Annotated in this window: 15 protein-coding genes; 12 read left to right on the forward strand and 3 right to left on the reverse strand. The window is 49.2% G+C overall.

Going from position 1 to position 21,149, the window contains the following annotated elements; all coding sequences use genetic code 11:
• Positions 1-396 precede the first annotated feature (396 nt).
• The 3 genes from V6940_RS06440 to V6940_RS06450 are packed head-to-tail and all read left to right on the forward strand — an operon-like array spanning position 397 to position 4,355.
• On the forward strand, positions 397-2,589 hold the full coding sequence (locus V6940_RS06440) for a putative bifunctional diguanylate cyclase/phosphodiesterase (RefSeq protein ID WP_333495269.1): 2,193 nt from the start codon (positions 397-399) through the stop codon (positions 2,587-2,589).
• Positions 2,534-3,508, forward strand: a complete 975-nt coding sequence (locus tag V6940_RS06445) for a transporter substrate-binding domain-containing protein (protein ID WP_333495270.1) — start codon at positions 2,534-2,536, stop codon at positions 3,506-3,508. The genes V6940_RS06440 and V6940_RS06445 overlap by 56 nt, the downstream gene beginning before the upstream one ends.
• Positions 3,486-4,355, forward strand: coding sequence for a transporter substrate-binding domain-containing protein (locus V6940_RS06450; protein WP_333495271.1), 870 nt, complete (start codon positions 3,486-3,488; stop codon positions 4,353-4,355). Before V6940_RS06445 ends, V6940_RS06450 begins: the two co-directional genes overlap by 23 nt.
• Positions 4,356-4,450: 95 nt before the next feature.
• Here V6940_RS06450 and V6940_RS06455 read toward each other — a convergent pair whose 3' ends face one another.
• Positions 4,451-4,804, reverse strand: coding sequence for a tryptophan synthase subunit beta (locus V6940_RS06455; protein WP_333495272.1), 354 nt, complete (start codon positions 4,802-4,804; stop codon positions 4,451-4,453).
• Positions 4,805-5,040: 236 nt separating this feature from the next.
• Positions 5,041-5,421 carry a hypothetical protein gene (locus V6940_RS06460; protein WP_333495273.1) on the reverse strand — a complete coding sequence of 127 codons (381 nt, stop codon included), beginning with the start codon at positions 5,419-5,421 and terminating at the stop codon, positions 5,041-5,043.
• A gap of 399 nt (positions 5,422-5,820) precedes the next feature.
• Between V6940_RS06460 and V6940_RS06465 the strand changes: the two genes are divergently transcribed.
• The 3 genes from V6940_RS06465 (at position 5,821) to V6940_RS06475 (ending at position 10,787) form a co-directional block, all read left to right on the forward strand.
• Complete coding sequence (locus tag V6940_RS06465) at positions 5,821-7,152, forward strand: TolC family outer membrane protein (protein WP_333495274.1); 1,332 nt, start codon at positions 5,821-5,823, stop codon at positions 7,150-7,152.
• A gap of 103 nt (positions 7,153-7,255) precedes the next feature.
• Positions 7,256-9,427 carry a type I secretion system permease/ATPase gene (locus V6940_RS06470; RefSeq protein ID WP_333495275.1) on the forward strand — a complete coding sequence of 724 codons (2,172 nt, stop codon included), beginning with the start codon at positions 7,256-7,258 and terminating at the stop codon, positions 9,425-9,427.
• Entirely contained in the window at positions 9,414-10,787 is a 1,374-nt protein-coding gene (locus tag V6940_RS06475; RefSeq protein WP_333495276.1) for an HlyD family type I secretion periplasmic adaptor subunit, read from the forward strand. The genes V6940_RS06470 and V6940_RS06475 overlap by 14 nt, the downstream gene beginning before the upstream one ends.
• A 50-nt stretch (positions 10,788-10,837) precedes the next feature.
• Here the strand turns inward: V6940_RS06475 and V6940_RS06480 are convergent, their stop codons facing one another.
• Positions 10,838-11,218, reverse strand: a complete 381-nt coding sequence (locus V6940_RS06480; protein WP_333495277.1) for a helix-turn-helix domain-containing protein — start codon at positions 11,216-11,218, stop codon at positions 10,838-10,840.
• A 186-nt stretch (positions 11,219-11,404) separates the two neighbouring features.
• Here V6940_RS06480 and V6940_RS06485 point away from each other — a divergent pair, with 186 nt between their 5' ends.
• The 6 genes from V6940_RS06485 (at position 11,405) to zorD (ending at position 21,004) form a co-directional block, all read left to right on the forward strand.
• A complete protein-coding gene (locus tag V6940_RS06485; protein WP_333495278.1) occupies positions 11,405-12,196 on the forward strand; it encodes a winged helix-turn-helix domain-containing protein in 792 nt (263 codons plus the stop codon).
• Positions 12,196-12,714: a hypothetical protein gene (locus V6940_RS06490; protein ID WP_333495279.1), complete on the forward strand. Its 519-nt coding sequence runs from the start codon at positions 12,196-12,198 to the stop codon at positions 12,712-12,714. Before V6940_RS06485 ends, V6940_RS06490 begins: the two co-directional genes overlap by 1 nt.
• Before the next feature lie 425 nt (positions 12,715-13,139).
• Positions 13,140-15,329: a type I Zorya anti-phage system protein ZorA1 gene (zorA1, locus tag V6940_RS06495; protein WP_333495280.1), complete on the forward strand. Its 2,190-nt coding sequence runs from the start codon at positions 13,140-13,142 to the stop codon at positions 15,327-15,329.
• Between the two features lie 13 nt (positions 15,330-15,342).
• Complete coding sequence (gene zorB1, locus V6940_RS06500; RefSeq protein ID WP_333495281.1) at positions 15,343-16,083, forward strand: type I Zorya anti-phage system protein ZorB1; 741 nt, start codon at positions 15,343-15,345, stop codon at positions 16,081-16,083.
• Positions 16,080-17,762, forward strand: a complete 1,683-nt coding sequence (gene zorC, locus V6940_RS06505) for a type I Zorya anti-phage system protein ZorC (protein WP_333495282.1) — start codon at positions 16,080-16,082, stop codon at positions 17,760-17,762. Before zorB1 ends, zorC begins: the two co-directional genes overlap by 4 nt.
• Positions 17,762-21,004 (forward strand): type I Zorya anti-phage system protein ZorD, encoded by a 3,243-nt coding sequence (gene zorD / locus V6940_RS06510; RefSeq protein ID WP_333495283.1) that lies wholly within the window; start codon positions 17,762-17,764, stop codon positions 21,002-21,004. The genes zorC and zorD overlap by 1 nt, the downstream gene beginning before the upstream one ends.
• Positions 21,005-21,149 lie beyond the last annotated feature (145 nt).

The raw sequence follows: 21,149 nt of genomic DNA on the forward strand, positions 1-21,149 counted from the left end.
GGACAAGTTATAAGGTATGAAAAAAATTCATTTAATATTTTTAGCGTACCAATGATTGCGCAGATAACATTCACCTGCAAAAACAAGCACCTTCATTGCTGATGATAAAAGCATTCATTTTCGTTTGATTCAGTTCACCAAACAGAATATTTACATCGTCTGATTAAATGCTTTTTTATGTACACTTTTGAGAATTGACTTGGCATCACTCACTACTTATATTCAAGAATCGTTTTTATTGTGAGCCATTTACTTTATCTACTCGCTGTCGGCTGTTGGTTTATTCTAATAACCAACACAATTAACCAACATCATTGCAACAATAATGATGGCAGCAATTAAATCCCGCAATAAATAATAACACTCTGGTTTACTCGTTCTTGGATCCTATCCGCCGTGAACAAACATCTACTGTCTTTTAGCAATATAAAGCACTGGCACCGTTCCATTACGGGAAAAATCACGCAGTTTTTACTGGCGGGGATTGTTATCGCCTTCGCCGCGGGAACCTGCACGAGCTGGAGCTTAATTGATAGTTTTTCCTATCAGCAGTGGGAACTCCGTGCGGAAGCTAATGCTCAAATTCTGACCTATATTGTACGCAATATTTACACCACCGTTTCGGTTGAAACCAGCGCCGATGGGCAGATTACCCAAATCACTTCTGACCACAAGCTGGGAGACACCGACTCAATCATTCAGACCGGCTACAACCCGGTGGATGTGTTATCCCTCGCGTCGGTGCAAACACAGCACCCCACGTGGCTGTTTCTTTATACCCCCAATAAGGGGTTTGAAGGCATCAGCAACAGTTCAGATGTCGATGAAAACACGATCAGCTTTAAGGGTAAACGCGCCGAGGATGTGCTGGCTAAGTATTACATTGGCTTTGCCAGCATTAACGGGCAAGAGTGCTTTATCAGTTCAGTTCCCATCATGACCCCTTCTGGCACCCTTCTCGGCAGCCTGGTCAGCAGCATCGGCTTTAAGAACGAGCTGTACGCCACCTACGATGCAATACTCAAGAAAAGCAGTATCTTGCTGGCGTTGATCCTGCTGGGCACCCTGGCGCTGGTGACCCTTTTTATGCGCAAATTATTCCACCCTGTGCCTCAGTTAATTCACTCTCTCACCCGTATAGCGCATGAAGAGATAGACCAGACAACGCCTTATCTGGAACAGGATGACGAAATAGGCCGGCTGGCAGGCGCTATCGAGAAACTGCGCATCGCCATGGTCGAACGCGACTACCTGCAGAAGATGCAGGATATGTCGCAAAAAATGGAGTACATGGCCCACCACGACTCCCTCTCAGGTTTGCCCAATCGCACCTCTTTTGGTCAGGTACTGGCGGAACATATCTCCGACGTTAACCTGCGTGATAAGCGTTTTAATCTGCTGCTCATCGACCTGGATAACTTTAAGCCGGTAAACGATACCTTCGGCCACCAGGCGGGGGACGAAGTGTTAATGAGCGTCGCCCAACGATTGAAACAGCTGTTGGGGCCTCATGACCTTGCCGCGCGGCAAGGTGGGGATGAGTTCGCCATTTTGCAGACGGTCAGCGGTGACAACTATGCCGAGGGCGAAAGGCTGGCTCAGAAGGTTATTCTGGCCCTCAGCGCTCCATTTACCTGGGGTTCACATACGTTCTCTATCAGTTGTAGCGTCGGCATTACCTGTGCCCCGCAGCAGGGAAACTGTGCTTCAACACTCATGATCAACGCCGACCTGGCGCTTTATGCCTCCAAGCACAACGGCCGTAACTGTTTTCATTTCTTCGAAGATGGGATGGTGATGAAACATACCAACAGTATGTTTATCAATCAGGACATCATTAACGGGATTGATAACAACGAGTTTGAGCTTCACTACCAGCCCATTATTAATTTGCAGGATGAGAGCATTTGCGGCTATGAGTCACTGATTCGCTGGAACCATCCGACTAAAGGGCTTATCTACCCGGACGACTTTATCAACATTGCCGAAGAGTCCGGTGTGATTGTCCCTCTTGGCGAGTGGATCATTCGCCAGTCCTGTAAAGCCGCCGCGCGTTGGCCGGAAAGAGTTAAAGTGGCCGTCAATATTTCGGCCTATCAGCTGCATAACCCAGGTCTGGTAGAGGTTATCAAAGAAGCACTGCAGGGCAGCCATCTCTCTGCCGAGCGGCTGGAAATAGAAGTAACAGAGTCGGAAAAGCTGAATCAGAGTATTGCCCTGCCGGTACTCAACGAGATCCACTCTCTGGGCGTATCGATTGCCATGGACGATCTCGGTACCGGTTACGCGGCGCTGGACTACCTGCTTATCTACCCGTTCACTCGCATAAAAATTGCTCGTACGCTCGTGATGAAGCTGGAGCAGGACAACGCCAGCCGCTATCTGATCGTCATGCTGATTCAGTTTGCACAGAAATACAACATGATGGTCACTGCCGAAGGGGTTGAAACCGCCGAGCAACGCGCGATTTTACGCGAAATAGCCTGCCAGAACGTTCAGGGTTATTTCTACAGTCGCCCGGTACGGGAAGCAGATGTCATGGAAACCTTTGCTGGCGAAATTGTCGAAGGGGATTTCAATGAATGTTAGCTGGCTTCTACGCGCAGTGTTGTGGTCAGCACTGCTATTAGCAGGACCAATAAGGTCAGGCTACGCCCACACCATCAGTACTGAAAATACGCTCGCCCGAATCAAAGCGACGAACACTATTCGCCTGGGATATGAGGAGGATGCATTCCCCTTTTCCTACATTGAAGCAGGCCATCCGGCAGGCTATGCCATTGATATTTGCAATGAAATCGTGAAGTCCCTTAAGACGGAACTGAATAGCAGCGATCTTCAGGTTAAGTGGGTACATTCCAGCACCGCCTCGCAATTTGTGCAGCTCAATGCCCGCGACATGGATATCATGTGCACCCCTGCGTTTTACTCTGCCGATCGTCATCTACTGGCAGAATTTTCACCGCCCTTCTTCTTTGCCAACATTCGATTTATGGCACGAAGAAGTGACAATAACTTCACGTTTGCATCTTTGAGTGGGCATAGCATCCTGGTAAAAAGCGGTACGGTGTACCTCAGGCAGCTCCATCAACTCAGCATCGCCAATGGGCTAAATATCAATGTTGAACTGGATAACAACAACAAGGTTGCCTTCGATGATATTCAGAATGGCAAATTTGCTGCGCAGGTAGCCAGTACGGTACAGCTTAAGGCGCTGATAGCCCAATCGTCACACCCAGAAGACTTTTTCATTTCAGAGGAGCGTCTCAGCTCACCGGTGCCTGCCGGGCTGCTGTTTCCCCTGCATGATATTGAATTAAAGAAATTTATGGACAGTGCGATGCGGGATTTGATCACCAGCAACACTTTTACCAGGATATACAAGAAGTGGTTTCTGGAGCCGATTTCCCCACAAAACCTCAACCTGAATCAGCCGATGTCTAAAGAGCTGAGAATACTTACCTCGTCAAAAAATAAAGTGATCTATGATTACGAAAAAGCGGACTAACGTCTGGTCCCCCTACTTTATACGTCAGTTGCGGGTAAGCACGCCGATGATTCTTGCTCTCACCGCCTGTAGCGCTTGGGCGCAAGAGCCCTCCACCACGCTGGCACATATGAAAGAGAGTCAGACTATCAACATAGGCTTTCGTGAGGGCGTGCCGTTCTCCTTTACGGATAGCACTGGCAAGGTCACTGGCTACACTATTGCGCTTTGCGAGAAAATCGCCCATCAGATAGGGAAGAAGCTGGGCATAAAAAATCTGAACATTCGCTTTGTGCCGGTAAGCTTATCCGATCGGGTCACGGCCCTGAAGAGTAGTAAGATTGACATGGACTGTGGCGTTAACGCCGACACGCCTGAGCGGATTGGCAGCGTACGCTTCACCCGGGATTATCACAATGCCGATATGCGGTTTATTACCCTGCGCAGCAGCGGCATTCACACGTTGGCGGATCTGAAAGGGAAAACGGTCAGTATTTTGGCAGGTTCGAAAGATCTGTTAGAGGCCAACCGGATCAACCGCGAACAGCATTTAAACCTGTCCTTTCGGACAACGGTGCTGGTGAAAGACGCATTTGAGATGATGGCTCAGCACCGTACGGCGGCCTTGTTCCTCGATGACGTCGTGGTTTTCCCTCTGATCAATAATAGCCCCCACCCTACCGATTTTAACGTTTCTCAGACCACCATTGGCCCCAAAATGCATTATGCCATCATGCTTAAAAATGACGATCCCCAGTTTTTAAGCCTGATAGATGGCCTGTTAGGGGAAATTATGTCCTCGCCGTTAAACACGCAGTTGAGTAAAAAATGGCTGGATGCCACCAGTATGATGCCGTCGAAAAAGTAACGGTATTGGCGGCGTAGGATTAGCCGTGCCTGAGTCCTTGCACAGCATGCCGGGGTATCGTGTTTTCCGATGCCCTGGCATCATGCCGGTACGGATTAAAAAATACCGTTATCGCTGCCGATCAACTGTTCCAGGCCACCCAGTTCCTGACGAGCATTCGAGCGATTCGTCAGTTTAACCTGAGCCATCTTCGGCAGGTCAGTTATGCTGATCACGCCTTTGCGAATAAGCAGGTAGATCAAGTCATCAAGAACACGCACCATGCCAAGGTCGCTTTGCTCAAGCAGGCTCAATCGACGCGCGTTTTCATTGTCGGCCTGTTCATCTTCACTGGCTTTTAGTACCGAAATACCGCCTTGTTCCGCGGAGCTTTCTTCGGTCATGCCGTCAAACGGCGCCACATCGACCCGGGTCAACCTTCCTTCTTTATCTCGTTGAATATAATACATTTTATACCTTAATAGAACGGAACCATAACGGGGTTATCCGCTGCGGCACATTTCAAGTAGTGCGAATAATGATCGGATGGGCAGATCGAGTGATCCAGCCACTATACCGACATGCGATGAACATCATGCCCCCACTGCCGGAGCCACAGGGCGCTGATGCCCGTTCAGATCGACATGAACTTCCCCCCGTTGACGGTCAGGGTAACCGTGTCGCTGCGTTTTGCCTCCCCGCTAACCTATCCCTGCACCACCGCCATTGCAGCACGGAATTCAATGATATTAATGATGTTATCCGGAGTGACGTTATCAATACTGATAGCGGGTTGCGGCAGGCGCCATAGCCCGTTGGCCACAGGAACATCCAGAGAAAATGTGTTTTTTTGGCTATTGGTAAACATCAGGGTGGTGTGAGTCTGATGACTGGAGCCGGTCAGAACCGTGTGATTGATGTCATTATTGTTAATAAAACCGTCATGACCAGCGCCCCGACTCCCGGTGGCAATCTCTTCAGCGCAGTAGATTCTGTCACCGACCACCACCAGACGCTGAGAGCCATCTGCCTTAATGACATTAACCTGCCCGATGACGGCGTTGATCGCACCGAGAAACTTACTCACCGTAACCTCACTTAATGAACATATATTATTTTTATAAATTTGTTATTTTACCCAGGGTGTTAGGTACAATTTTCTAACACAAATATCATTATTAATAATGGCGAAAAATGGACATTGATAATATTAACCACCCTACATGACTTTATAAAAAAGAGGGAGGAAAGCATTTTTAAAAACACCTTATCGCAAACCTTGACGGCGCCATGAATATAATAAAAAATAACCAGAAGTAAATTATAATGACATAAAACATTCAAGTTTCTTCGAGTGAAACCCTTTTGGAGGGGAATCGAAGGTGCTCGATCCGTCGTGGTAAGCCGCATCTCAGCATTTGTAATAAAAGAGTAATAGATATTACTCGGGGATGTCATTAACGTAATAAACTGGACATTCGATTCAATGAAGCGATTTTTTGTATCTTTAACTTTATTTTTAGCAACCGCCTCTGCAAATGCTGATGATTTGCAAAATACGATTAAAGCTGCGCTGGCCACTCATCCAGAAGTCAACGCCGCCGCGAACAGTCGCTACTCTGCAGACCAGGATCTTCGTGCCGCAAAGGGTGGCTATCTGCCGTCTCTGAACCTCAATGCCGATGCCGGCAAGAAAGGTCTGAATGATGCCACCACCGGTGGAGAACGCGAAAATCTTTCGCCCAATTCTGCAACGGTGAGCCTCGATCAAAACATCTTCAACGGGTTCGGGACACGTAGTGAAGTCGCGCGGCAGCGAGCAACTGTCGATTCCCGCGCATTCAGCCTGTTGAACGTAAGCGAAACTACAGCCTGGGGCGTCATACAGGCCTATCTGGACGTGCTGCAACGTCAGGAATATGTACAACTCGCTGAAGACGACCTCGCTAACCACGAACGTATTTATGACCAGATTCGTCTGCGTACCGACCAGGGCGTAGGGCGCGCCGGCGATTTGATGCAGGCTGAAGCGCGCCTGGCGCAGGCTCGCAACAACCTTGAAACGGAAAAGACCAACCTGGAAGATGCACAGACTGACTTCGTCAGCGAAACGGGCCAGGACCCGGTAAATCTTACTGTTCCAGCAAGTATTGCCGCGAAACTGCCCGCCACGCTGGCAGAGGCCAAAAGCCGGATGGAGGCGAATAATCCGCTGTTGAAGTCGGCAAATGCCGACATTGAAGCCGCCCGCCAGCAGTACGAAGCATCGAAATCGACTTTCTACCCGCGCGTGGATGTCGCGATTTCTCGCGGTATCAGTAACGACACCGACGCCTCTCGATCGCATGCTGAGGAGTGGGAAGCCATGGTAAAGCTGCACTATAACCTCTATCAGGGCGGCTCCGACAGTGCGGCCATGAAGTCCCGCGCATACCAGAAAAATCAGGCTATGGACGTACGCAATAACACGCTTCGGCAGATGAATCAGGAATTGCGCCTGGCATGGTCAGCGTTAAAAAGCGCACAGGCCCAGTTGCCCGCAGCGGCAGAATACGCCGATCGTACCGTTAAAGTCCGCCGCGCCTATCAGGACCAGTTCAGCCTGGGTGAACGTACTCTGCTTGACTTACTCGACAGTGAGAATGAAGTATTCTCTTCTAAAAGACGCCTGGTAGAATTACGTTATCTTGAAATTGCCAGTAGCTATCGGATTACTCTGCGTATGGGAGAATTACTGTCTGCGCTAAATATTGCAGCAATGCCAGCAACACAACCTGCTGATATTACAAACAGTGAGAAATTGCCTGAACTCAATTAACTCAGATAATTTATTCATGCGTCAGCATATTATTAGCCCAGTAATAATATGCTGAAAAGACTGTGCCCGTAATGGCTCATAAATGAGAGCTTACATCGAGAATATGAATAACCAACCAGAATCATCTCATGCAGAAGATAAGCATTATCACGATCCCCGTAGCCGTAACGATGATCCCCTTTTAGATAGCTTGCTTATTATATGTTCATTGCACGGAAAACCTGCCAGTCGTTCAACATTAACCAGTGGCTTACCGCTGGAAAATAACCGACTGAGCTTAACGATTTTCTCACGAGCAGCCATGCGTGCGGGCCTAAAATCCAGAATAGTAAACCGCCCGCTGGAAAAAATTCCGTCACTGGCATTACCGGCGATTTTGATGCGACGCGACGGTGGCACCGCTGTGCTACTGCGCTGGAATGAAGATGGTTCTGCATGTCTGATGCCCAGCGAAAGCGAAGGCGGCGAAATTAACATCTCCGGCGAAGAACTACAGGGAATCTATAGCGGACAGGTGATTTTTGCCCATCCTCGTCATGAGCATGATTTGCAAAGCGAATCCTTCCTGCCCCGCACCAAATCCTGGTTAATAGATACCCTGAAGCTCTCTCGCTTCCTGTACATGGATGCGGTACTTGCAAGCTTACTCATCAACCTGATCGCCCTTTGCACACCGCTGTTTACCATGAACGTTTATGACCGCGTGGTACCGAATCAGGCTACGGTGACCCTGTGGGTGTTGGCGATCGGTATTTCAATGGCCTTCGTGTTCGATCTGGTGCTTAAAATGCTGCGCGGCGTGTGTCTGGATATCGCCGGTAAGAAAAGCGACCTCATCATCTCATCGACCCTGTTTGAACGACTGACAGGAATGCAGATGACGTCGCGGCCAGCACGCGTAGGGAGCTTTGCGCAAAACATTCACGAATTTCAGTCACTGCGTGATTTTCTTTCTTCGCTCACACTAACCACCATGATCGATCTGCCGTTTACCCTGATTCTGCTGATCGTCATTGGCATTATCGGCGGCCCGCTGGCGTGGATCCCCGTTCTGACCGTCCCTATTGCGCTTGCTGCCAGTTGGGCGCTGCAAAAACCGGTTAACGACGCGGTTGCGAAAACCATGTCGCTGGCCAGCGAACGCCAGTCGCTGTTGATTGAGACCTTAAGCAGCCTGGATGCAATCAAAGTTAATAATGCGCAGAGCGAACGTCAGTACCAGTGGGAACAAACCCTCGGCAGCCTGAGTCGCCTCGAGTTACGCGTCAAAACGCTGTCTAGCCTTGCAGGCAACCTGACCGGTTGGTTCCAGCAGTTTGCCGGAGTGATCATGATAATCATTGGGGTGTATATGATTATCGGCGGCAAACTCAGCATGGGTGGGCTCATTGCCTGCTATATGCTTAACGGCCGTGCGCTAATGCCGCTTGGCCAGCTGACAGGCTTTATCGCACGCTACCAGCAGGCGAAGCTGACTATCAAGAGCACCGAATACATGATGTCGCTGCCACAGGAGCGCCGTGATGATGAAAACCCGCTGAAGCGCGAGCATTTTCAAGGGGCTATCGAATTCCGTAACGTTGACTTCAGCTACCCGGAACAAAAAAACGTTGCGCTGCATAACATCAATCTGACGATCAATGCCGGGGAGCGCGTCGGGATTATCGGTCGTAGCGGTTCAGGGAAAAGCTCACTCAGCAAGCTTATCGTTAACCTTTATCAACCAAGCGCGGGCAATATTTTGATCGACAACATCGATGCCCGGCAACTGGACGTCAGCGATTTGCGCCACAGTATTGGTTACGTGGCCCAGGACATTCAACTGGTCACCGGTACGCTGCGCGATAACCTGCTTTCAGGAGCCCACTACGTTGACGATGAAACCATGCTGCGTGCTGCAGAGATTGCGGGGGTGAACGAGTTCGCTCATATACATCCTGATGGCTACAACCTCCAGGTTGGCGAGCGTGGCTCGCAGCTTTCCGGCGGCCAGCGTCAGGCGGTGGCACTCGCCCGTGCGTTGCTGCTGAATCCGCCAGTGCTGCTGCTGGATGAACCCACCAGCTCGATGGATAACACCAGCGAAGAAAAACTCAAACAATCGCTGGAACCCTTTATGGTCGGTAAAACCGTTTTGCTGGTCACCCATCGCGCGTCCATGCTCTCGCTAGTCGACAGGCTTGTGATCGTTGAGAAGGGACGCATTATTGCTGATGGTCCTAAAGAAGTTGTTATGGATGCACTGAAGAAGGGACAAATCAATGCGGCTCGCTAAAACCCTGGCATACTTGCGCGTTTTTTTGCGCCACTATTTTCATCGCCGCAACGTTAATCATAACGACAGTCTGAATGAGGTTCATCTCGCCATTCTTGACGACGGGCCGCGAGTCATCCGCCTGACGCTGTGGACGCTGCTAACCATGATTTTGCTCTCATTACTTTGGGCTGGTTTTGCCAACATTGACGAGGTGACACGTGGTGAGGGTAAAGCTGTGCCCTCCTCCCGCCTGCAGAAAATACAGAACCTTGAGGGTGGGATTGTGTCCCAGGTTTATGTCCACGAGGGAGAGATCGTTAACGTTGGTACACCGCTGGTCCATATGGATGAAACCCGCTTTACATCGAATGCGGGTGAAACGGAAGCGGACAGACTGGGGCTGCAAGCAAAAATCGACCGCCTGACGGCGGAAGTGAATCAGAAAGCATTTGTTATCTCACCTGAAATCGCCCAAAAAGCCCCTGACGTTGGCAAAGGTGAAATGGGGTTGTTTAACAGTCGCAAAAGCCAGCTTGAAAGTGATATTACCGCGCTGCAAGAGCAGTTGGTTCAGAAACGACAAGAGCTGCTGGATTTCCAATCTAAGATGGCACAGTACAAGCAAAGTCTGTCGCTGCTCCAGCAGGAGATCAAGATGTCTGAACCGCTTATCGCCTCCGGTGCGATTTCGAAGGTAGAGATCCTACGCCTGCGCCGTTCAGAGGTAGATATCCGTGGGCAGCTTGACTCGATTACACTCTCGATCCCAAAAGCGGAATCCGAAATTAAAGAGACCGAAAGTAAGATAAACGGAAGCCGCAGCAAGTTTCAAAGTGACGCGCTGGCCGAGCTGAACGAGGCCATCACCAATCTGAGTAAGGCACAGGCATCCTCGAAAGCGCTGGAAGACCAGGTTGAGAGAACAATGGTGGTATCACCTGTTCGGGGCATAGTACAGCAGATCATGGTTAACACCGTCGGCGGCGTCATTCAACCAGGTAGCGATCTGGTCGAAATCGTTCCATTAGACGAGAAATTAGTCATAGAGGCCAAGATTAATCCCCGCGATATCGCATTCCTTCACCCTGGACAAGAAGCGATGATCAAGTTTACCGCCTATGACTATACTATCTACGGTGGCCTTAAAGGGAAAGTAATGCAGATTAGCCCGGACACGGTGACGGATAAAGAAGGTCACAGTTACTATGTCGTGCGTTTGCAAACGGATAAAAACTATCTGGGTAGCAAAGAGAAACCCATGGAGATTATTCCGGGCATGGTCGCAACAGTGGATATTCTGACCGGTAAGAAGACGATTCTGAGCTATTTACTCAAGCCAATAATTCGCGCCAAAGCAGAAGCAATGCGGGAACGATAAAGGGTTCTCACTAGCTGGATAAATTTATCAATTATCCGGCTAGTGAGTATTCAGACTTCAAATGCAGAAAGCTTACCGCGGTTAAGAATTATTTTCCCTTCATGAGAGAGTTCCTGCAATACTTTGTGGATAGCGCTGCGTGAAATATGGTTACGACTGAGGATAAAAGTGTATACAGATGTTTTATCCCTTACATCAGGCGCCATTTCCCAGATATACTTAACATGTTCAATCACCAGTTCACGAATTGTCCGATGAGATTGTAATTTTTCACGAGTGAAATAACGGTGCAAATGATTTGTTAAAATATAAAAAGCATGCATCCATAAATTTTTACTGGTTAACATGGTAACCACATTTTGCATCCCCATTATCCACATTTCGCAATCGGTATCACAGCGAAAATAGTGCGCAGTGGCTTCAGAATTCATTTGAGGAAGACCTTATAGTCAAAAATACACAAAATTTTGATTTTAAAGCGTTTTAACTAGTTTAATGCAATGTAATTTTTGTTAAATTACTGATAATATCAGCAAAACCGATGCCTGATAGGCGTTTTGTATACCCTGTTGTCAACCTGACCATGACGAACTGCATGGCTAATCAAGAGTCGCAATATGATGTCCGAACAAGAAGATGTAAGTTATCTTATTGAAAATAAAATCATATTCATACCTGCCAGACAGTGTCTGATGATGGTGGACAACCCGCAGCAACTGAAGCTCAAACCGACGGCATCTCAATGTCTATTATTACTCATTCAAAACCATGGTCAGATCGTCGCCCAGAATGAGCTATTGGAATTTGCCTGGGGAGGACAGCACCGCCAGGTGAGTTTCAACGCGTTCTATCAGAGTATTTTGTCTTTGCGCAAAAACTTTCTGCATCTGAAGATTGAGAAAGCGATCATCACCACTGTCCCTCGTAAAGGGTTAGTGATTCAAAATGATATTTCTATTGAAAAAATCGCTACTCCGGTGCAGGAGAATGAACCGTCCTCTCTGCCTCAACTGCCTGAGCCCGCTTTTGAGCAGGATGAACACTCCCCTGCCCCTATAAAAAAAGTGTGGATCACTCCAGCAGAAATTAGCCTTATTGCGCTAGCATTAGTTGTAGTCAGTGCGTTACTGTCCCCGCTCTGGTTTCAGGATGATTATTTTGCGCACTACGTTCAGGGAAAAATCACACCCGGTACTTGCCACTATTATTTCAATAATGATGCCAGCAGTTTTTCCCGTCACAACTATTTTGTGGATAAAAACCCACAAATCTGTACCGATGGAAAATATCTTTATATTACTGCCTACCCGGAGACGAAAAACATCTCGGTCATCATCTGTACGAAGCCATTGCCTGCTTCCGGAAGAAATTCCTGCCAGTCTGTTTATTATCCACGGTATAACAGCTAATGAAAAACATCCTAGCCGCTGCTCATATTCGTACGCAAACGTACATTATTCTTTTCCTCTGCGCGCTTCTTGTGATCGGTACGTTCTGGTACGTGCATCCCTTTGACGAGAGTGATCCAGACAACTTTGTTTGCCGGGCATCCATACAAATTGTCAGGGAAGATGTGGTGTTTCGCGGCATTCTTGATCTCAAAACAGGCAACGGGAAGGGTGTGGCAAATATTAACGGCATCATCACTGATGAAAAACATGTCGAAAATACTGTGCAAAGAACAATCCTGTTTAAACACTCTGACTTTGGCCCCAGCCGAATCTGGGTTTCACACCAAATACTGATCTCAAACCGGGAAACGGCCCCAGCCGAACTCGTACAGAAGGTATTGCCTGATTTTTACCTTAAACCAACCAGCATTTCGAATGTGGATATGTATAGCCTGAGCAAGGGGACGCGACTCATCACAAAAGAGGATATTCCTTATCTTTATTGCAATGATTATGTCCTTCCGGGGGATGAGTAGGAGATGGGTTACCTTTTCCTCTGACTCCGAGTACGTGAAGCTCATGCCAAAGCTGTTGAGCTCGATAAGCAAGGCATCGGCCCACTAACGCTTCTCGCAGTGAAAACACAACGATGCCTTATTGCAAGTATTGAAATGCAGTTCGCAACACGATACCCGGAACGACGATGATCACAAACGACACAACGTAAAGAAATTTGCTTTTGAGAGGTGAATAATAGGAAACTAAACCTCCGTTCCGTATGCAACTTCAGTGCTCTCGCCCAATACCTGGTCAATCTCTGGGGCAACAACACCAGTTCTACTGCATCGAAACGAAAAATTGAAAAGTGAGTAGCTGCACATAAATTTTGATTAAAGGTAATCAAAATGTTGTCGATGGTTATTCTATCGTATGTGTTTTTTAATATTTCACAGGTAAAACTATGTCCTGGCTTAATTCCGTTTTATTGGCGCTCACCTCTGTGCAACCTTATATGGTGCCAGCAACCGTTATGGGCCTCGTCAGTTTTGCTTTCCTCTGTTTTATTTTCTTTTATTTTTATAAGTCGGTAACCATTGTTCGCCGGCTGAAAAAATATACACAATCAATTAATAGCATTGAGAATAATGATCCTGAGAATCAGCTCGACTATCTGAAAAATTTGTTTGTTCAACCGGAGCTTAAGCATGCCTGGAGCGAATTTGCCGAGTCTCTGCATCCTCAGCATGAGCTGATCGGTGGCGAAGAGAAAATTGTCAAAGTTCGTGCTACCGCCCCCAGCGCCAGCTACTTCTCTGAACAACAGCTCGTGGATATTCCCCTTAACACCGAATTCTTTAAACACCTGCCCGGCATACTGACCGGCGTCGGGATTATTGGGACATTCTATGGACTGATGATCGGTCTGAACCACTTTGATCCCAGTACACCTGAGCAGGTCACCAGCAGCGTTAACAACCTGCTGCACGATGTGTTGTACGCTTTCCTCGGCTCGGCATTCGCTATTTTCTTCTCTATTCTCATCACCTGGATGGAAAAATTGTCCATTGCCAGGTGCTACAAACATCTCGAAAAATTCACCGCGGCCCTCGATGCACTGTATGACAGCGGCGTGGGTGAGGAATACCTTGCCTCGCTGGTTAAATCCAGCAATGAAAGTGCCACTCAGGCACGCCACCTGAAAGAAAGTCTGGTCACCGATTTACGCGATATGCTGCTGCATCTTGCTGAAAGCCAGAAAGTGGAAAATGAACGTCTGGCGAATACGTTGAGCACCACCTATCGCGAAACAGGCTCGCAGTTTGCCGATCAGGTGAGCGGTGCAATTGAAAACAGCCTGAAGTCACCGCTGGATAAAATTGCCGGTGCGGTGCAAACCGCCAGCGGCGATCAAAGCGGCATGGTGCAGAACATGCTGCAAGATGTACTGACGGCATTTATGGCAAAGCTCGATACCACCTTTGGCCAGCAGTTTACCAATCTCAACGAGATGATGGGTCAAACCGTTGGTGCCATTCAGACGATGCAAAGCGGATTCTCTACTCTGCTGCAGGATATGCGTCAGGTCAGCGATGACTCTCGTCAGGGTAGCGCGCAGCTGATTGAACAGTTGCTCTCTGAAATGAAGTCCGGCCAGCAGGCCATGCAGGCGGGCATGAATGACATGCTTATCAGCTTACAGGCCTCTGTCGCCAAAATTGGTGCTGAGGGTGAAGGCGCTGGCGAGCGTATGGCACACCAGCTCGAGAAAATGTTCGCCGACAGCGAAGCCCGGGAAAAAGCCCAGGCAGAACATATGTCCGCCTTTATTGAAGCCATTCAGAATTCAGTGCAGCAGGGCCAAAGCGCGACGATGGAAAAAATGGCCGTATCTGTTGAAGCACTCGGGGAGCAGCTGGGCAGTCTGTTTGGCCAGATTGATAAGGGCCAGCAGCAGATTTCAGCCAATCAGCAGGCTAATCAGCAATCTCTGCATGAACAGACACAGCGGGTAATGAGTGAGGTTGACGATCAGATCAAGCAGCTGATTGAAACCGTTGCCAGCCAGCATCAGGGCACGACAGAGACCCTTAACAAACTCGCAGAACAAACCAACCGACAGATTCAGGATATGCAAAACGGCGCAGAGAAAATGCGTACGGCTGCGGAGCGTTTTGAACATGCGGGCGAGCGGGTATCGGAAGCCAACCACCTCACCGCTGATGTCCTGAATAAAGCACAATCAGCGGGTTCATCGCTTTCACTGGCCACCAGCGAACTCTCTTCGGTGGTCGCGGATTACCGTAATAATCGAGAAGCTGTCAGCAAAGCTATTGCTATGCTGGAACTGCTTGCGGCCAATACCCAATCGGAACAGACCACCCGCAGTCAATTCATTACCGATCTTAAGCAGCACGGTGAACGCTTGCAGAGCTATAACCGCGAAGCACAGACATTTATTGAAAACGTCAGCGATGTGCTTGGAAAAGGGTTTGAAGACTTCTCTGAAGGCGTTACGCGTAGCCTCGATAAAACGCTCGGTAAACTGGACGTTGAAATGGCGAAAGCCTCTACTCTGCTTGCGGGCTCCGTCGAGCAAATTGGAGAAAGCGTCAGCGAGCTTGATGATGTCCTGTCACGCGTACGTGCTTAAGGGGTGACGGCAGATGTTTGGAAATGCATTTGGCGTTAAAAAGCGCCGCGGCGATGAAGCAGAGAAACCCTTTTGGATCTCTTACGCTGACCTGATGACCGCTATGATGGTGTTGTTCCTGGTGGTCATGGTGGCATCATTAAGCTCTGTTACTCAGCGCATCCAACGTGCGGAACAAGGTGAAAAGGTACGGGGACAAGATATCTCCAGACTCTGCGAACGCCTGGAACTGCACGCCCGCAACGTGAACAAAACCATCGTGGTGGATTGCCACGATAATCGCATCAGCTTCGGTGAGGCGGGACGTTTTGATCACAACCGATTTTTCCTGAATGCCGAAGGGCAAAAAGCATTGCAGGATGTTGTGCCGTTGGTACTTGAGGCAGCCGACAGCGACGAAGGCAAGAAATGGTTTAAGCAAATCGTCATTGAAGGCTTTACCGACACGGACGGTTCTTACCTTTATAACCTGCATCTTTCCCTGCAGCGCTCTGAATGGGTAATGTGCAGCCTGCTTGATAGCCGCAGCCCTCTGCAAAATAGCATTTCTGCCGCACAGCAGATTCAAATTCGTAAGCTTTTCCTGGCGGGTGGCGTCTCTTTCAATAATGCAAAAGAAAGCAAAGAAGCCAGCCGTCGCGTCGAGCTGCGCATGCAATTCTTCGGGCTGAAGGATAAACGCGATGGTACCGATGAGGTGGACTTCCCTCCGGTCGTCAATAAAGAAGTTTGTCAGCTGGTCATGCCGCAATGATCCCCGCGCTGAACGCTCTTTCACAACGCATCGCGGCTAAGCTTGCTTCCGGCCAGCAGAATGACCATTATCTGCAAAATGATTTTCCCGCGCTGGCCTCCGCGGCCCTCGACATGGAAAAACGTTTTGATAAGGCTGAAAAGATCCCCACTCCACCGCATGAAATGCGGCTAGCGGCCCTTCGTCGTTTTCGCCTTGCAGAGAAACTGAACGATCGAGAGTGGCGGATGGTGTTTTATGGCCTTGCCGATAATGATCCACAGTACCCTGGCCAGCCGATACTGCTGGAAGACGCGCAGTTTTTCCCCGAAGTAGACCGCGCCATTAAAAGTCGGATTGAAACTAAAACGCTAAAGCGCCGGGACTGGGCTGCGCTGTGTTCAAGCTACTTTGCTTACCGGCATGAATCTCCGGAAACAAACCCGAATTGGTGTGCGCTACGTGGGCATATCGGCCAGGGCTATTCCGTGGTCAAAGCGGCTATCCGCAGAGAAAAGTCGTGGATGAAAACCATAGAGTCCTATCACGACATTTTTACCCCTCAGGCGGGGGGCGTCATTTCAAGACAGCTATTATCAGGTGAGAGCCATTCTCTATCAGCATTGGAGAAGATAGCGCAGATCCCCGATAGCAGCTGGTTATGGAAACGTATTTTCACGGTGCTTTTGGCGCAGCTTGATACTCTGGACGATCCGCAGTATCTGGACAAAATCAGTTGGCTATTAGGTCTGGCGGCACAGTGGGTGCGTTTTCGTGATGACATCATCACGGCGACGCTCACCCGCTATTACCATTCGACCTACCGCGATCAGGCACATTCTACCCTGAAACAGGCCGCGCTCGAGTACTGGGATAACCCTCAGCTAAAGAGTCAGCAAAATAAGTGGCATCAGTATGTTGCTGAACCCGTTGCCGCTATGGTGCGGGGCTGGTTAGCAAAACAAGACTTAATGCATTTCTTCGCTCTGCTGCGTGGAAACGGCGATGTGGATCAGGCTCGACTGCACTATTGGCTGCGTTTCGCAAACCAGATGGGATTCACCCGTATCGTGATGGGGCCAGATGCCAGGCAACACCAAAGCAACGACTTTATTAAATTCCGCGAGGAGAATAAAGGGCGATTGAGCTATTTACAAGGTGGGCGTAGTCTCGATAACGCCATGATTATGCAGATTAATGATTACCTGTTCGTCGAGTTTTCCGGAACAGGTAATGCGATGTATGCCTATAGGATTGGTCATGCACCATTTAACCCAGAATCACGAACCCTTGACATCAACATACATCTAAAAGACCAGGGGCGCTGTGCGCTACGCATGCCTCATACGCCAAGGGCTGAGGGCTATAACAAGGTTCGCATCACCGGTTGGATGCTTAAATACGACGAAGAGCTGCGCAAACTGGGGATCCGCTGGATGGCTGAAGAACCCGTCAAATTTGTGGATAAAAAAGCGCCTCCCCTCACCACGGTATCTGATGTAAAAATTATCAACCCGCTGCGTGATACGGCGATACAGCGCCTGGTTGAAAACGCCTCATGTATCGTCAGCGATAATCGACAAAAAGGTGGGGTTCTGTCCGTACAGCTCAAAACGGCGGATGAAACGACGGAAAGAGAACTACTTCGACTCGGCTTCACCCCCGTGACTAAAGAACCTCATCGTTACTGGATCAAATAATGCTGAAACGTCTGTTAAGTAAACTGACGGGAAACCGTCAGCAGATAGAACGCCACCTGAAGAATCAGTACCAGATTGAGGAAACTGGGATCAGTTTTCCGCAATCGTTGGTTGATGACCCGGCGCTTTGGGCTCTGGCATCCTGGCTGGAGCAGTTGGCCGAAGAAGACTATCTGATATCACTAACAGACCGCTGGCTATTAAGCTGGAATGCCTTGTATCACCTGCTGGAAGACGAGGAGCATGCCAGCAGCCTGCCTCTGATTGGCGTCCCGGACGTCTTGCCATTACGTGCAGGGCTTCGTTCCCAGGGCGCGTTAAGCGATAGTGATTTTCGCGTCTGGATTGCCGAGTGGGTCACGCTTCCAGCGCGTAACGCCATCCGTTTTAGTCGCACCGGCGCCATTTTTATCTATGAAAATCAGCAATATCTTCTATCCAGGGAAAACTGGAACCTCTTGCAGGCAACGGAACAGCTCAGCGCGCAGCAAATCCAGGATCCAGGCGAAACCACTAATCAGTTAGGATGGGCCGCTATCCGTAAGTGTGCAAAACTGGCCGCCGCAAAATTTGATGATTATCTGGAAAAAACGCATGTCATCAAACCAACTTCATTATCTTTGCGCCTGCGTAAGGCAACGGTGGCCGATACTGCCGTTATCGAAATTGAGCCCCACTTCGAGGACCAACCCGCCAACTGGCTCGGTAGTTTTGATAAGAATGCGCAGGTTCATGATAGCTACCGCATCCCCGGCGAGAATGGCGAACTCAGCCATGTCATCATTCCCCCTGAAGTGAAAGAGGTGCTGAGCTCGATACGCTCAATTCCAGGCCGTCGAGTGGCGGGTAGCGAAGCGCTTTCCTTTGTTCGCAACCCCTATACCTTCCTGGGTGAAGATGCCGCGAGCGTGATTGCCCCTGAAGAGCACGAGCAGGCACTGTTTGATGCCCATATATTCTTCCATCACTTCAGGCTTCAACCTCGCCTCAATGATGAGAACAAAATAGAGGATGTTACGCTGGTTCTGGAGCCCATCTCGCCCGTGCCGCAACCAGAAGTGTCATTCATTTTCTCCGCCCCATGGGAGCTGGAAAAATTTATTCAGGCTCTGGGGATAAGCGTTGCCGCACGCATGCCCGCAGGCTCCTGGCAGGGTTACGAACTGGAACTGAGTCAATTCACCGAACAACAGTGGCATGACTGTCAGTCACTGCTGACCCGCTGGCAGCAGGAAGTGGAAGGTAAAGAATTTAGCGATGTTCTGGATATCGGGAAATATGGCGATCGCGTTATCGGCATTGGGGAATTTGAAAAAATATCGTCGCCCTGGCTGACCAAGACGCAGAGTGAAAACTGGCTTCCTGAGGATTTCGACTTCTCCGCATTTTCGGTCGAGACGCTAAATGGCTGGCAACCTGAAAATCAGCGCCATTTTGATGAACTGCAGGAGAGAATTACCCACGCGGAAACCGCTGGCGAAACGCACATTACCGCGCCCTGGAATGACGCTGAATTATCGCTGGATACCGCTAAAACATTCAGTAAGAACTGGGAAAAACAGCAAAACGCAAAAGATGAATCAGCTGGCAATACGGTAGATAAAGCCGCCAGAGCTGTACTCAAAATTGAACAAAATATTGAAGAAGCAGCCTATATCAAGCAACGCCGTGATTCGCTCCTCAGTGCGCGTCATGCAGAACCTGAAATTCCGCTCAGCCTGAAAGCGCACATTCAACTCAAAGAGCATCAACGCGAAGGTGTGGCCTGGCTCCAACAGCTGTTCCTTCGTTCACCTCAGGAAACAGCCGGCTGCCTGCTGGCAGATGATATGGGTCTGGGTAAAACGCTGCAAATTCTGAGTTTTCTGGTCTGGTTTATTGAAAAATTTCCGGATGAACCACCAAGCCTCATCGTTGCCCCCGTCTCTCTTTTAGACAACTGGGAACGTGAACTGGATAATTTCTTCTACACCGCGGGTATTTCAGTACTGAAATTGTATGGCGAGACGATTAAAGCCGTAAAATACCCAAAACAGGCCATTCCAACGCATCTGCAATCTCAGGGGATTAAAAACCTGCTCAAACCCGGCTGGCCGGGCAATGCAAAAATCATTCTGACGACCTACGAAACGCTCCGCGATCAGGAGTTTTCATTGGCGCGCCAGCCGTGGTCAATCATGGTGTGCGACGAGGCGCAAAAAATTAAGAATCCAGCAGCCTTAATCACTCATGCCGCCAATGCCGTACAGGCCAGATTCAAAGTGGCCTGCACTGGCACGCCCGTCGAAAATACGCTGGTAGACCTCTGGAGCCTGTTCGATTTCGCCCAGCCAGGTTTATTAGGCGCACTTAATGAGTTTGGCAAACACTATGTTCGCCCCATAGAGAGCGAAACCGGTCGAGATATCGAAAAATTAGAGAATTTACGCGCGTTGATCGAACCGCAAACGTTGCGTCGAACCAAAGAAGAGGTCGCGCGCGATCTGCCAAATAAAATTGAGGTAGCCAGCTGCAAACAGCTGCCGCTTTCCGGTCCTCAAAAGCAGCTATACCTTTCATCGATTGCTAACTGGCAACAGCAACAAGCGCTTAGCGAAGGAATGCAGCAGGCCGGTGCGGGGATGTTGGGTTTATTACATCGACTCAAACTTATCTGTGCTCACCCTGCCGTGGTAAATCCAGAACCTCGTTACCGGGAAGGCTCGCCAAAGCTTAACTGGATGTTGAAAACCCTGGACGAAATTAAACATACCAGCAAAGACAAGGTGATTATCTTTACCGAGCTGCGCGATCTGCAGCGCGAAATCCAGCATGCGATTCAGCAGCGTTTCGGTTTTCGTCCAACGATTATCAATGGTGATACCAGTACCAAAAGCCAAAGCCAGAACAGCCGCCAGCGATTAATTGATGATTTCCAGGCTCAACCCGGTTTCGGGGTGATCATTCTCTCCACCGTTGCCGTTGGCTTTGGGGTTAACGTCCAAAAAGCCAACCATGTGATCCATTTCACCCGCTGCTGGAACCCGGCAAAAGAGGATCAGGCCACAGATCGCGCTTACCGTATCGGCCAGACGAAGGATGTTTATGTTTATTATCCGACGGTAAGAGATGCTGATATTACGACGTTTGAGGAAACGCTGGACGAGTTACTGAACCGCAGGCGAGCCCTGGCAAGGGATATGCTTTGTGCTTCCCCTGACTTAAGCGGCGCAGATTTCGATGCGGTATTCAAAGGAGCCTGACGATAAGCACGAAACGTCCAATCTGTTGCCTTAACTGTAAAATATAGGCAACGAACCGCAATACACGGGCTGTGAGTTGAGTTCGATGGACTGGCCACGTTTAGTTTGATTTATAACTAAGCGTGGCCTGCGGGCTGCCGTTTGT

The sequence above is a fragment of the Kluyvera sp. CHPC 1.251 genome (assembly GCF_036759945.1).
Classification (GTDB): Bacteria; Pseudomonadota; Gammaproteobacteria; order Enterobacterales; family Enterobacteriaceae; genus Kluyvera; species Kluyvera sichuanensis.

What these genes read in the sequence shown, in the direction of transcription:
- V6940_RS06445 (WP_333495270.1), top strand. Translation starts at nt 2,534, where the DNA reads ATGTCATGGAAACCTTTGCTGGCGAAATTGTCGAAGGGGATTTCAATG.
- V6940_RS06450 (WP_333495271.1), top strand. Translation starts at nt 3,486, where the DNA reads ATGATTACGAAAAAGCGGACTAACGTCTGGTCCCCCTACTTTATACGT.
- V6940_RS06455 (WP_333495272.1), bottom strand. Translation starts at nt 4,804, where the DNA reads ATGTATTATATTCAACGAGATAAAGAAGGAAGGTTGACCCGGGTCGAT.
- V6940_RS06465 (WP_333495274.1), top strand. Translation starts at nt 5,821, where the DNA reads ATGAAGCGATTTTTTGTATCTTTAACTTTATTTTTAGCAACCGCCTCT.
- V6940_RS06470 (WP_333495275.1), top strand. Translation starts at nt 7,256, where the DNA reads ATGAATAACCAACCAGAATCATCTCATGCAGAAGATAAGCATTATCAC.
- V6940_RS06475 (WP_333495276.1), top strand. Translation starts at nt 9,414, where the DNA reads ATGCGGCTCGCTAAAACCCTGGCATACTTGCGCGTTTTTTTGCGCCAC.
- V6940_RS06480 (WP_333495277.1), bottom strand. Translation starts at nt 11,218, where the DNA reads ATGAATTCTGAAGCCACTGCGCACTATTTTCGCTGTGATACCGATTGC.
- V6940_RS06485 (WP_333495278.1), top strand. Translation starts at nt 11,405, where the DNA reads ATGATGTCCGAACAAGAAGATGTAAGTTATCTTATTGAAAATAAAATC.
- V6940_RS06490 (WP_333495279.1), top strand. Translation starts at nt 12,196, where the DNA reads ATGAAAAACATCCTAGCCGCTGCTCATATTCGTACGCAAACGTACATT.
- zorA1 (WP_333495280.1), top strand. Translation starts at nt 13,140, where the DNA reads ATGTCCTGGCTTAATTCCGTTTTATTGGCGCTCACCTCTGTGCAACCT.
- zorB1 (WP_333495281.1), top strand. Translation starts at nt 15,343, where the DNA reads ATGTTTGGAAATGCATTTGGCGTTAAAAAGCGCCGCGGCGATGAAGCA.
- zorC (WP_333495282.1), top strand. Translation starts at nt 16,080, where the DNA reads ATGATCCCCGCGCTGAACGCTCTTTCACAACGCATCGCGGCTAAGCTT.
- zorD (WP_333495283.1), top strand. Translation starts at nt 17,762, where the DNA reads ATGCTGAAACGTCTGTTAAGTAAACTGACGGGAAACCGTCAGCAGATA.